Here is a 12,728-nt window from a genome sequence, read left to right as displayed (position 1 = left end):
TGTTAACTAGCAGGTTCATCTGCAATATCAGGATCTTCAAAGCTCGGATCCATAAACTCTAGCTCTTCCCTTAAATCCTGATATAATTTATATCTCTTGCCATCTGTCATTTTCTTTTCAGCCATTCCCTTATCAATGGCATACTCTTTTAGGATTTCCCTATGATCCATAAATCTTTGGTAGTATTCCTCAAGATTATCAGGAAGTGTGTTTTGAAAATAACTAAGAAAAAAGGGCGGTATATCATTAGTGATTTTTATATCGGCATAACCCAAACCCTCTTTTTTAACCACATCAGCGAATTTGTAGTTAGATGCTGCTTTTACACGAGGATTAAAATACTGGAATTGCGTTTGAAATCCTAGTATTCCCACCTTACTAAAAAAACCAGCCCGACTAATAAATGAAATTTTCCTAGCAGCCAAAACAGGTAAGCATTCCAAGGTAGCAGCTTTCGCGATCATTCTCCAAACTTCATACGATGCAGGATAAATCCATTCCCGAATGTTTTTCGCTTCGATTCCAATAGGAATTTGTGTGTCATTATGCTTTAAAAACAAATCCAAACCCGCACCTTTGTAAGATGCATTTCCGTTATAAAACAAAATTTCCGACCCTGGAGGTTTCTTTAAAATCCCCCCATCATCAATAGGTCCCGATCCGAAAATCGTATATTGATCTCTACAATCTAAAGCCGTATCAAATATTAATTTTTCTAATTGCATACCGCAAATTTCATCCTTTTGGACGTAGGTATGATGCAGATTATACAAGCGCTCAAACTTTTGCAGTTTTCCTTTATCTCCTGGCTTCCCGTATGTATAAGCTGAAGCGACTATCTCCACAGGTTCGGTTTTAATAACGATAATGTGTCCTTCGTTCTTCAACTGACGGTAGGCGATACTTAACGGAGCAGGTTCAACCCGCTGGTTGTAAGGACCCGCCTCACTTATTTTGATCTCCAGATGACGCATGCTAGAGACGCGATACTTATCAAGTATCCTTAGAATACGTTTACGCCCAAGCGCAACCCACTTCTCTAAACTCATTTTCTCGACCACCTGACCTCTACCTAGACCAACAGCCACAAGGGATTGAAGGGGGTAAAACAATTTATAAGTAGTTAATAGTACCCTACCCCCTCTTCTAAAAAGATGGACGGGGTTCTGGTAAGGAAATCATAAGCAATGGAAAAAATTAATGCAAGAAAAAAATGCCAATTTTCCACAAAAAAGCAGGGAATCATCCCTGCTTAAGTTTTTCTTGGATTTTGGGTAATAAATGTTTCATAATCACTTGTAGCTCTGATGCTTCTTCTATATGGACAGGACGTTTGCGTTCTGTGCTTTTAGCGTACAACAATTGAATAACATCGTTTTGGGTGTTCACACGACCTGTGAATTTTTCACCGTTCAACTTAAAATGTAAATTATATAATCCTTTAGAAATCTCCTTAAATCTTATGATATTTGTGATTTTGATGGTTGTCAGATCTAATTGGTGATTAACAGAAGCCTCAGAATGCCCCGAATTTTGATTTTTATCGTCTTCCCCTTGTATTGATACCCCTTTGATTGCATCGATTGTCAGCTGCCCCTCAGGAGCGATTTCCGCCTCCTCTTTTGGAGACTCATATTGTTCCAGTCGCTTCTCTAATTCTTTTGCGTATGCTTTCCAATCCTCTTTGGTCATCCGTTGTTCTTCAATGAACGTTTCCACCCTATCAACATGGATTCGATGACCATGTTTCGTGGAAACGGCTTCCCCTTCTGCCCTTCGATCTACCTGATTAATCGTAGGAAGATCCCCAGAAGCGATAAAACGCCTTACTTTGGCTTCATTCCAGCTCTTATCGAGCCGTTTTTTCAGTATTTCTGACACTTGGCTTACTTTTAACTGCTGATTTTCCTCGGTTTTGCGTGTTTCTTCTGCCTTTTTAAGAATTTCATCTGCTTTTTCAGGAGACATGCCCTCTGCAATAAGAACTTGTTTTAACAAATGATTTTTCATTGTGTGACCTCCATTTTTCAAAAAACACAAAAAATAATGGTTTTTTTCTTATCAATTTAAAACTAGTTTTATTATTAAATAATTTTGATATTAAATAAATTTAGTAATTAAAATAAATTATATTTAATTCATTTTCTTATCAAACATTTTTGTTATTATCTGTATTTATTATGAATTCTATTTCATAAGAAGTAAAGAGGACATGGTTATAAATCATTTATTTAATCGTTTTTTCTTTTTATTTATCATATTCAAATTATTTGTTGCGAAATGATTTTGATGTCAAACTATTTTGTTATTAATTAATATTAGTATCAACTATTTCCTTTTAATTATTTAAGTTTTTTTCTCATATATTTTATTTATTATTAAATGTTGATAATAAATTTTTTTGATATAAATTTTTGTTAATATTAAAATTATTTAATATCAATTATTTTGTTAATTATTAAATTTGTTATTAAAAAATATTGATATTATTTTTTCCGTTCTTCGAAAAAAAGCAAAAAAAAATGACCGATGTCGGTCATTTTCACAAACCATCAGCACAAAAACGCAGCAATCGCACCGTTTTGAACATTTTCCAATGTATGATTTACCTTCATCGATGTTATTTAGCCAAATATGCTTTTCCAAAAGCCTTTTTTCTCCGTTTTTTCAGAGTTTTCAGTGTTTTCCTGCTTCTGAATATATTCGACTGCAACATTTAGCTTTTCTTTCAGTAAATTTATTTCGTTTTTCATTTCGTTTTTATTTTTTTCTTCTTCCGCAAGACGTGAAATCAGCTTGTCCGCCTGTTCTTTGGTCATCATACCTTCGGTACGTTCTTTAATCTCGTTGATTTCAGCTGATTGATCCGCAGGTTGTGGTAGCTCTTTCGTAATTTTGGTCAAATCCAATACCATTTGTTGCAAGGCTTGTATTTGCTTGTCCTGTTTTTCAAACTTTAAAAGCATGTTTGTAAAGGCTTCAGGTGTGGCTGGAATGCTCGGCGGCTTCACTTCCACGATGCCCCCGAATTCTTCAAGGAGAACCCTTTCTACCTCTTTAAAATCGGTTCTCTTCATCCCCTTTGCCTGTTGTTCCGAAACGACCTTCTGAATCAACTCAATCCGTTTGATTTGGTCTTCATCGTACATTCGACCGTGCGTAAAATCCCGTTCCACGGTTCCTAAGTATCCTTTATCTTCCCAATTTCGAAGCGTATGATGTTCGATTCCAAATTCTCTCGTTATTTCATTGATGTATTTGATCATCACTCAAGCACCCCCTTATATTAGCTTCAAGTACACCCTTATATAATCCTTATCTTACCTATAATATAAGACATAAATCAATCTAATATAAGGCTCATTTTTCACTTCCCCTATAACATAAGACATAAATCAACCTAATATAAGGCTCATTTTTCACTATTTCCCCATATAAGAAACCACTTTCGAAAAACATCCTGTCACCTACGGCCGCCACAGCTTTTTCGATGACGACCCGCATCGCTTTTTCAAATCGTCACAGAAAAAACGAAAAACATCTCAATGTTTTTCGTTTTTTCTTTTATTCCTCATCTCTTTTCTGAATGCTTTTCTTCTTTCGGATGCTTTCTCCAATCTGTATTCATACGTCGTTTCGGGATCACTATGTCCGAGTTGTTCGGCCATATGTAAATCGAGCAAATCCTCGATGTTCATTTTCTCTAATTTTTCAACAGAGAACTTTCTCTCTTCTACAATTTCACCATTGACCTTTTTATAGACGGTGTAGGATTCCTTTTTTCCATCCTTGTTCGTTCGGTAACGACGTTCTTTTAGTTTAATCATCGGATTCAAACTTTCCTTGATGCTCACTTGCTCCATGATTTTTTGGATGAGATCCTCTTTTGTCACGTCACCTTTTTTGATGTTCGAAATGAGTTCACGCTCCGTTTTTTCGACATACGCTTTTCGTAGATCATGAACCCCCGAGTATTTGATTTTTCCATAATGGCAGCATGTTTTCACCACGTCACGCACTTTGTTATCATCGTAACCAGCGAAAATTTTTGCATCGGGTGCCATACCCGTTTCCTGTTGCAATTTTTCCGCGAGTTCAAACACTTTCGGATGAACATCCAAAACAATTCGCCCTCTATTTTGCTTCGTCATGCCATTTTTCAGCATATCGATGCTGCCGCGCTCTCTGTTGTAGCAATCCAATGTAAACTGTTGGGCTTCATCATTCCTTGCCGTCCCATACACCAATGTAGCCACCAGCAACTGGTCTTGTGTACTCAAATACTTTTCAGCCTGTCGCATGATGGTGCTGGCTTGACGGCTTTCATACCCTGAACCACGTTTATATTCCTCTTTCGAGTATTCGCCAATCTTGTCCCGAAGTTCTTGCTTATAGTCACGGTCGAGCATCTGCCTGGATGATTCTACCGAATCGGCAAAAATTCTTCCGTCCAATTTCGTTTTTGCATCATCAGGCGCTGCCGCCAACGCTTGAAACATCTTATAGGTCCCATCCACATAGCTGTCATAGGTTTTTTTGCTGTATTCATCCTGGGCCGTCCCCACATTTCTTGCGATATTCTCAAAGAATTCATCGGTGGTTTCTCTGTTGATTTGACCTAAACGTGCCACCCCTTTATTGATCACATGCCATTTGATGAATGTTTTCGCCCTTTTTACGTAGGTTTCTTTGGTGTCGATGGTCTGGATGACCTTCTTATACAGCTTCCCAGGAGGATTTGGTTCTTCGCCTCGTTCTTCCCGCACTTCAGCTGGCACAATGTCCATAATTTTCGGGAGATGATCCTGAAGGAATTCCATCGCCAATTTTTCGTAGACTTTTTCCTGTGCCCTGGATGCAAACTTCAACTGATTCATCCTGTGCACCCCGTCTTTCTTTTTGCTTTTGATTTGCCCCTTTTTATGTTTCGAACCCTTTCTTGCCATATCATCACCTCCATTTTTGTGATTTTTCATTCCAAATGGTAGCGCTGAAAATGAATATATGGCGAAAAAAGCCGAAAAGAAATTTCGCCCCCGAACCATGGGTGCGACTTAGAACCACGCCAGTTCCTGCGAGGTTCTAAGAACTCCTTCACCCCTCTACCCGTTCAGGTAGAGGGGTGTCCCCTAAAAGCATCAGAAAATCTTCGGTCCCCGAACATTTTCTAAAAGCATTCACTTCGCTTCACGACTGACGTTTGCAGACGTACGGCATCCAGCCGTCCGCTGCGAAACGCAGCCGTTCACTCCGTTCACTGAACAAAAAAACCTGCGCTTTAGCGCGGTTTTTTTACCAAAAAGGACACAGACTCATTCAAAAATTAAAAATGGCTTTTTAATTTTTGAATGGATCGGTGTTCGCCCTATCGACTACGATTTGGCTCGATTGGTCTGCTTAAACGCATCCCAACGTCGATGCCCCTAAAATCGTGTATCCGTTATTAGCTTCCACCTGTGAGTAAACAGGACACCGATGGTGTGCAGGAACTTGTCTAGGCTAATAAGAATGGGGTAGTCTCATTTTCTTTCACGTTCTTTTTCCTTCGAATTCGTTTGGAACGGGTATTCCAACTGAATGTTTTTCCTCACTTTTCCTCTCTTTATTTTTTTTACATCACTCCAACTGGTTCATCTTTCTTCCTCCTTTTATTTTTATTTGTCTCACTCTGTTTCATCTATGCTCTCTTGCATATCTTGTACGCTCACGTTAACGTTCGTTAACTCCTTAAATAGTGTCCGTTGCTTCATGCATGAATGGTTTCTCCAATGGAAAAACGAACACGAATGGTGTTCTTTTTTGCATTCATGGACAAAGCCAATATCAGTTTTGACTGATGGTTTATACACTTTCTCATTTTAGCGCCGAAATGAACGGTTCCGAGAAAAAAACGGCATTTTCTCCACAAATACGTTTTTTCCTGTTATATTGTCCCGTTACTCCCTCAAATGACCGCCAAAAACGGTCGATTTTTTGATTTTTATGACCAACCCTTCTCTACACCTACCTTGAATCCATCGAACAACGGACAAACCTGCTATCAGCGATGCGGGTCGTACCCAAATCATCATACAAAGAGTGAACCTTTTGGATGGCTAGTGAAAGAAATGTCTTATTTTCATCCGCCCGTTAATGCCATTGGACTCCGTAAAAAAAACCACAATAAGTGATCATGGTTAACAAGCCTTCTAGAAAAAACAAAAAGAAGATCCTGAAGCTAATATGCTTCAGGATCTTTATTCGACTTCGATCACTTTTTTATCCAATTTCGTGACGATGATTTCTTTTTGGTTCGCTACATATTTCATTCCGTCTTTATTCGATGTGATTTTTTCAACAAAAAACGTCTTCGGTATGTAATAACCCAAATCTTCATCTTTCTTAATCCCGATATGTACATAGGCACTTTGCAGATTGTCATAAAACAAAATTTCGCAATCTATAAGTGTATTCCCAGGCACAGCAGCCGCATCATACAGAACACCCTTTGGAGATTCTATCAATTTAGGAATCAAATAAAAAAATACATACTTTTCTTTCCTGCTAGTAAACTGCTTCTTTGTTTTCTTCTCACGAAGCAAATCAAACGTGATCGTGCCTTTCACCACGTTATCCCAACCAGCTTGCCCTTTATACTGAAAAATGGCATTCCGATTGACCGTACGTTCGACGATCTTATGAATCCCTAATAAATGGCAAAAATTCTCTTGATCAAAACGCAATTCAATTGTTTCTGAGCTATTTCCTACATCATCCTTGATTTCAAATTGAAAAATATAGGGATGTAAATGGGTCTCGTAGTATTCACGGAGAAGATCTAACGTAAGATCATTAATCCTTGGATTTTGTGTGGCATTAAATAGTTGCTGACAAGTGAGTACCATATCTTTCCCCTCGTATATCCCTCTATTTATTTTTAAGTTATTATATCATATTTTTTTCCATACAAATAAAGCCCTGATTGAATTATCAGGGCTTAAAGGTAAAATTTAGAGCAGCTTTAGGTGTCGGCTCATATTTAATGTCTCCGCCGCGGAGAATTCGAGAGCTGCAACCCGAATGATTAGATGCATCCTGTTTTAATATATTCTGGAAGTTAGGAAATTATCCTAAGCATTAAAACCAATTTAATGACAGCTTTAAGTGTCGGCTCATATTTTACGTCTCCGCCGCGGAGAATCCGAGAGCTGTACCCGAATGGATTTATGATGTCCCTTGTCTCTATGAGTATAGATTATACCCATGTTAACAAAATGTCAACAAAAGCTAACGCTACCTGGTGCTTTCTGATGTTGGCTAGTGCGGTCTCATGCGTTTTCATCAGTCTTATCATTTTTTCTTTTTTCTATAACACCGAATCATTCTCCCAAGTGCTTAAAGAAACATGGAAAGCACAAAGGTCCTCGAAAAAAACCTACGGAAATGCTACCCGCGAACGGTATCCTCACCTTCAATAACCGTAGACTGTTCAGCGTCAGAGCAGTGTGGCTCCCATGTCCACAAATCGGCGATCCATAGCGTTAACCACCCAGACATAACGAAACACCAATGCCACTAATTTAATCGCTAAGAGCTATTCTTGCTAAATCACCGATTCTAATGATGTTATCTCCTGTCTTTCTACCAGTCATTTGCCCTTTAGCAACCTTAATTTTCTCTTCTGTGATCTTTGTTTCTGTGGTTCCACTTAAACCACTTAAACCACTACTAACCACACCAGCAGCTAAAGCCTTTTGCAAAGCAGAGGGATGATGAATTTTTTGAGTTAGGAATTTTTTACACACGGCAAAATTTGTATACACCTCGGTAACCTCTAAGGTTTCTTTTATATAATCCAGTGTTCCCAATATTTCATCACCGTTAAACGGATCTTTAATTTCATCCCCTTCTAAAAATATCTCAATGTCATCTCCTAACGAAATGTCATCCGTAATTCCTCCATTTATTACAAGGCTATACTCATCGATTATCTTTATCACTTTGAACGTGGTATAACTGCTCATCGAAATCCCTCTTTTCTTTATTAATAATCTCTACTGCTCTCTTTTTTACACTCCCAACTTCATCTCTCACTTCTTGATATTTCTGTCCTCTATAATGATTTTTTACATGCCCTTCATATTCAACGATTAAATCAGATAATTCCTTTAAATCATGTTTAATAAATAATTTTCTTTTATGTACAAAGTCCACATAAGCATCTAATTTACTAGTTTTATCGTTCATGGCATCGCTTGATTCTTCCAGCCCATCCTGTAAAGTAGCAATCGTCGATTGAGTCTTGTTGAGTTTCCGCTGTAAAAATATCGCGAAAATAATAAAATATAATGTCGCTAAGGATAAAGAAATGATGACCTTAAAATGAACTGACAAAGGCATAAAGTACCCAATGGCCGCAAGAACTCCTGGAATGATAGTAAAAAAGAATAGTTCGATACTTACCTTCAAACAAAGACACCTCCTTAGACCTGTATAAGTCCCCCTCGATTAATCACTAAAAAAATCACCCCTTACCAGGTGTATTTATACGAATTTATTAACTATACCAATCACTGTATCATTTTTCTTAGCTCATTAATCAAAAAAAGATCCACCCTAAACGCTCCCATCGATGCGGCAAAGGCGGATCTTTTTTAACTTTTAAAAAAAAAATGATGACAGCATAAAAGTAAACGCCATTTTTTCTGATATTACTTAGAGAAAGGATTGACAGAGTGGAAGGTAACAGGTTGAACTTTTCTTACAGAACTGATCAATATAAGCATTTTTTTACGAGTATATGAAGCAAAAGGGTTATAAATCGAGCTCATCACTTTATTAACTAAATGAACAAACATCAAACAATCAGAGGTGCTGCAAAATGAAGAAATGGATCGAAAAACAAGAGTGGTGGATGGCGCCAGGCGGAATCCTAGTAACGATTCTTATTGGCTTTTACCCTAAAGTATTTGCTGACATCGGAACAACGTTAAACAAGCTATCCTTCAACCAGTGGTTACTTATCTTCATCATTATCCTCCTTTTATCCATCTTAAAACTGTTATTAAAGCAACAAAATCAAAAAAACGACCCCTCCGCATGATGAATCGCCTATCTTTCGGAACCCTTCTGCAAAAGGGTTCTGTTCATTTTATGTTAGTTTACTACGATTCATATCAGCATCCACCTCAGAAGGCAAAAAATCCCGTCTAAGCGTTTGTTGTAAAACGCTTAGACAAAAACGTCAGATAAAAATTTCAGGCGCATGAGAAAACAAATATGAAGCACTCAAGGCTATTTCTTAATAAAACCTCATCCATTCGATAAACATTAAACAGAAGAAATATCAAAGGTCCTCGGATCCTATCCTGCGGAGACATTGCCCACTAGGGGACAGTGTCCTCCAACAAAGAAAAAGCAGCCCCTATATAAAAAGAGAGATACTCTATGTAAACCAGCAACCCCTAAAAGAGCTTTTTACCCTTAGGAATACTGTTATCAAATTTTAGCTATTTAAAAAACCGCTTCAAATCAACGTTTCTTAAAAATATGAGCCTGAATTTAGCTCATTTTTTTTGAAAAATAATCGACTAACCCCTCTTCTCGATACGATACGTCCAATTCAGCCGTGAATCCATGTTTATCCTCATATGTATAATAGAACGTCGAACCCTTTGCATATCTACCTTTTTGCGACTGCCAATCTATCACTTTTTCTTTTTTCAATGTATTCAATTCTTTCTTCAAACTGCTATAAGCAACGTCCAATTTTTGAGCCAATTCTTCTTGTTTGATGATAATGCCGTTATGTTCTTTAATAAATTCGATAATTCTTCTCCTGGTTTCGCTTCCCGCTAAATAACCATCCTCTTTTTTAATATAACTAGATTTATAGAGATTGAACGGAAAGGTTTCCCCTGTAAGCATATAGATCCATTCTCTCGATGGTCCATGATATTTGCCCGAAAATGCGCTTTTTACGCTGTCTTTGATCTCACGCTTAGGAAAATACCCACCTGATGATAAATGATTGGAATTGACCTTTTCCCACCACGAATGTCCATCTTCTTGTTTTTGATAGAAGAAATCATGAGCATCTTCCGCCTCATACCCTAATGCGTAGAATAAAAGAGCAATGGTAAACGCCCCGTGGTTTCGATATTGTCCGAATTCTGCCGAAGTTAAGAGTTGAATCGCAGGATCATTCCAAATTCTTTTTTCGGTAATGGATGTGACTTTTTCTTGATATTGCATTTCTACTAATTCATTGACTTCTTCATCTTCTAACATGATTTTAAAATCATCGATATTGTAGACTTCATCTGTAAACTTCCAAATGCCATTTTTCGGTTTCGTATAAAGGTTATTGGCACTGATTGCGGTGTAATCCGCCCCTACTAAAATTGCCATTCTTCTTGCGATGGCTTCAAATAAATAGATGCTTTGAGTCGTTCCCGTCATCGGTTCGATTAAAAAGCTCGTTGCATAATGACCTGGTGTTTTGGTTTCCCATATGTAATTTACACCGAAACCAAATTCCGCACGAATTACTTGAAACAGTTGAAACGGACTATACTTCCGATTCGTTCCATCTTTCGTCAAATCGAATTCCAATGTAATTTGCGTAATCCAAAGAAGATGTTCCTTTGTTCGCTTTTGATGATGCCAATAAATCGATGGCGTAAAATAAGGGAATTTTTTTTGAACCGTTAAAAACTTTTCTATTTTTCTACAACTAAATGATTTTGTCTTGTCTTTATTCACAAGAAAAGCCTTTTCTTGCCCTTTTAAATACGTTCGATAGATATCTTTATAAAATTCATTTTGATTGCCAATGACTTCAAAATAAGGCATGTCATCAAAATGAAAATAATTCATCTGTCTTTCTTTTATATTTGGAATTAATATTTTTCTAATTTCCATAAAAACAGCCCTCTCCTATTCTTCAAAACAAAAACAAAGAAGAATGGATAAGGACGCCCCGAATACTGTATTGAAATTTCTGTAAAGTTAAGAAGGATTTCTTGATTTTTTGTCCTAATTACTTTATATTGAAATTAACTAATTTGGGGGGAGCAGTCCTCTCCGAGACCACGTTCCCGCGTGGTCTTTTTCTTTTGTCTTTCTTTCACTCTATATTTTTTTACCAGAAAAATCTAGTATTCTCTCATTTGTTCGTTAGATTTCGATAAAATCCTATGTACCCCTATAAAATCGAAAAATTATCGTACGCCGTTTCGATGATTTTGTCATTCACTCCGATGTACCTGAGCGTGACCGATGGCGCGGAATGCCCGAAAATCTGTTGAAGTAACGCCACATCTTTTGTTTGTTGGTACATAAACCATCCAAAGGTCTTTCTCAACGAATGATTCGATATTTTTTCATTAATCCCGATAAATGCTGCTGTTTCAGAAAGAATCCTATGCGTATATTGACGAGAAACGGGTTTATGTTTGTCCAATCGTTGATGGAAGACATACGAATCATCGTCCATTCCTTCGATGTATATATCCAACACTTTTTTTAATTCCGCATTGATCGTAATCGTGCGCTTCTTTTCGGTCTTCTTTTCTTTTATGTAAAGATAACGGGCATTTCGGACGTCTTTTACCTGAAGAGACAAAAGATCCGATATACGGAGACCGCTGTAAATCCCGCAGAATGCCAATGTGTAATATTTAAGGTCTTTTTCTTTCAACGCTTCCAGGAATTCTTCCACCTGTCGTTTATTTCGAATCGGTTGCATCGTACTCACGTCATCACTCCCATTTTATCTCTTTTCTATTATTCAAAACGTAAACTAAAACTCCTGCTTTTGACAAGATATTTCTGCATTTTTTTTAAACCCCTAGAAATCAATATTCATCGGTTTACCTTTTGGATAGAGTGTCAACCAAAGTGCGTTTGTTGTAATAAATAACTCCAAAACGTGTTCGATTTTGGAACAAGCTAGACGTAGATAACGAGTAATATGTAAAAAACCACTGATGTATTGGTATCAGTGGTTTTTATAAGTTTTCATCTACTAAATGAATCCAATAATACAACTTTTATCTTTTCAATATTTTCTCTTCTCTTGATTACGGTATTACTATCACCGATATCTTTAACGCTCAACAGCGCTTTAAAAACATCAATAGCTCCTTCATCTGTTAACTGATCAGGAGTACGGATATTACTTCGTTCTTTTTTTACTTCACTAAAGTCTTCAGGTATTTCAGGTAATTCCTCGTACATGGATGCTTCTTCATCTGTTAATAAATCAAATACAGTCGATGTAAATAGCTTCGATTCGACCCTTGAATAGATGTCCCACTGTTTGTCATGGTACAATCGCTTACTAAAATAAGACAACTCTCTGGCATTTATTTCATTTACATCGACGGTATTTAGATCAACTTTAATCTTTAGCAATAAAATAATTTCATTAATATCTGTTACGTCTACCAATTTTATTTCTTTACTGTCCTTATAATGTCCATTATAGGACTTTACTGCATAAATGATATCATCGAGCCTCGACTTGATTTTTAGCTTCTTTCCCTCTCCACTAGGCGCTCTAAAAGTTAAACAAATATTATAATAAACCTCTTTCCAACGGCTCATCCAAACAACCTCCCACTATTTTTAAGGCTTTTAAGGTTCTTTTTAGGTAAATTATACACCTTAAATACACCTTAATCAACCTTAAAAATATATAACCAAATCCCATACAAAAAAACAGGATAAATTATTATCCTGTTTTT

Annotated in this window: 11 protein-coding genes; 1 reads left to right on the top strand and 10 read right to left on the bottom strand. The window is 37.0% G+C overall.

Annotated elements, in window-relative coordinates; translation table 11 throughout:
* Positions 1 to 2 precede the first annotated feature (2 nt).
* From OTG27_RS26225 to OTG27_RS26195, 7 genes are all read right to left on the bottom strand, one after another.
* Positions 3 to 1,049 (bottom strand): hypothetical protein, encoded by a 1,047-nt coding sequence (locus OTG27_RS26225; protein WP_268938570.1) that lies wholly within the window; start codon positions 1,047 to 1,049, stop codon positions 3 to 5.
* Positions 1,050 to 1,242: 193 nt separating this feature from the next.
* Positions 1,243 to 2,010, bottom strand: a complete 768-nt coding sequence (locus OTG27_RS26220) for a hypothetical protein (RefSeq protein WP_268938569.1) — start codon at positions 2,008 to 2,010, stop codon at positions 1,243 to 1,245.
* 614 nt (positions 2,011 to 2,624) lie between these two features.
* Positions 2,625 to 3,266, bottom strand: coding sequence for a helix-turn-helix domain-containing protein (locus OTG27_RS26215; RefSeq protein WP_268938572.1), 642 nt, complete (start codon positions 3,264 to 3,266; stop codon positions 2,625 to 2,627).
* 276 nt (positions 3,267 to 3,542) lie between these two features.
* Positions 3,543 to 4,946 (bottom strand): hypothetical protein, encoded by a 1,404-nt coding sequence (locus OTG27_RS26210; protein WP_268938568.1) that lies wholly within the window; start codon positions 4,944 to 4,946, stop codon positions 3,543 to 3,545.
* A 1,290-nt stretch (positions 4,947 to 6,236) separates the two neighbouring features.
* Complete coding sequence (locus OTG27_RS26205) at positions 6,237 to 6,884, bottom strand: PBECR4 domain-containing protein (RefSeq protein WP_268938567.1); 648 nt, start codon at positions 6,882 to 6,884, stop codon at positions 6,237 to 6,239.
* 675 nt (positions 6,885 to 7,559) lie between these two features.
* Positions 7,560 to 8,003 carry a hypothetical protein gene (locus tag OTG27_RS26200; RefSeq protein WP_268938566.1) on the bottom strand — a complete coding sequence of 148 codons (444 nt, stop codon included), beginning with the start codon at positions 8,001 to 8,003 and terminating at the stop codon, positions 7,560 to 7,562.
* Positions 7,960 to 8,448: a hypothetical protein gene (locus OTG27_RS26195; RefSeq protein ID WP_268938565.1), complete on the bottom strand. Its 489-nt coding sequence runs from the start codon at positions 8,446 to 8,448 to the stop codon at positions 7,960 to 7,962. Before OTG27_RS26195 ends, OTG27_RS26200 begins: the two co-directional genes overlap by 44 nt.
* A 412-nt stretch (positions 8,449 to 8,860) precedes the next feature.
* On the opposite strand from OTG27_RS26195, the gene OTG27_RS26190 reads away from it, so the two are divergent.
* Complete coding sequence (locus OTG27_RS26190; protein WP_268938564.1) at positions 8,861 to 9,082, top strand: hypothetical protein; 222 nt, start codon at positions 8,861 to 8,863, stop codon at positions 9,080 to 9,082.
* 458 nt (positions 9,083 to 9,540) lie between these two features.
* Here OTG27_RS26190 and OTG27_RS26185 read toward each other — a convergent pair whose 3' ends face one another.
* From OTG27_RS26185 to OTG27_RS26175, 3 genes are all read right to left on the bottom strand, one after another.
* The gene (locus OTG27_RS26185) at positions 9,541 to 10,902 is read right to left on the bottom strand and encodes a winged helix-turn-helix domain-containing protein (RefSeq protein ID WP_268938563.1); all 1,362 of its coding nucleotides are present in this window, start codon (positions 10,900 to 10,902) and stop codon (positions 9,541 to 9,543) included.
* A gap of 283 nt (positions 10,903 to 11,185) precedes the next feature.
* Complete coding sequence (locus OTG27_RS26180) at positions 11,186 to 11,728, bottom strand: tyrosine-type recombinase/integrase (protein WP_268938571.1); 543 nt, start codon at positions 11,726 to 11,728, stop codon at positions 11,186 to 11,188.
* A 272-nt stretch (positions 11,729 to 12,000) separates the two neighbouring features.
* The gene (locus OTG27_RS26175) at positions 12,001 to 12,588 is read right to left on the bottom strand and encodes a hypothetical protein (RefSeq protein ID WP_268938562.1); all 588 of its coding nucleotides are present in this window, start codon (positions 12,586 to 12,588) and stop codon (positions 12,001 to 12,003) included.
* Between the last annotated feature and the right edge of the window lie 140 nt (positions 12,589 to 12,728).

The sequence above is a fragment of the Peribacillus sp. AS_2 genome (assembly GCF_026891895.1).
Taxonomy (GTDB): domain Bacteria; phylum Bacillota; class Bacilli; order Bacillales; family DSM-1321; genus Peribacillus; species Peribacillus frigoritolerans.
The sequence above is the reverse complement of the archived record's forward strand: the minus strand, read 5'-3'. Positions and strand labels throughout refer to the sequence as shown.

Coding starts and splice junctions, on each gene's coding strand:
- OTG27_RS26225 (WP_268938570.1), bottom strand. CDS start 1,049: ATGAGTTTAGAGAAGTGGGTTGCGCTTGGGCGTAAACGTATTCTAAGG.
- OTG27_RS26220 (WP_268938569.1), bottom strand. CDS start 2,010: ATGAAAAATCATTTGTTAAAACAAGTTCTTATTGCAGAGGGCATGTCT.
- OTG27_RS26215 (WP_268938572.1), bottom strand. CDS start 3,266: ATGATCAAATACATCAATGAAATAACGAGAGAATTTGGAATCGAACAT.
- OTG27_RS26210 (WP_268938568.1), bottom strand. CDS start 4,946: ATGGCAAGAAAGGGTTCGAAACATAAAAAGGGGCAAATCAAAAGCAAA.
- OTG27_RS26205 (WP_268938567.1), bottom strand. CDS start 6,884: ATGGTACTCACTTGTCAGCAACTATTTAATGCCACACAAAATCCAAGG.
- OTG27_RS26200 (WP_268938566.1), bottom strand. CDS start 8,003: ATGAGCAGTTATACCACGTTCAAAGTGATAAAGATAATCGATGAGTAT.
- OTG27_RS26190 (WP_268938564.1), top strand. CDS start 8,861: ATGAAGAAATGGATCGAAAAACAAGAGTGGTGGATGGCGCCAGGCGGA.
- OTG27_RS26185 (WP_268938563.1), bottom strand. CDS start 10,902: ATGGAAATTAGAAAAATATTAATTCCAAATATAAAAGAAAGACAGATG.
- OTG27_RS26180 (WP_268938571.1), bottom strand. CDS start 11,728: ATGCAACCGATTCGAAATAAACGACAGGTGGAAGAATTCCTGGAAGCG.
- OTG27_RS26175 (WP_268938562.1), bottom strand. CDS start 12,588: ATGAGCCGTTGGAAAGAGGTTTATTATAATATTTGTTTAACTTTTAGA.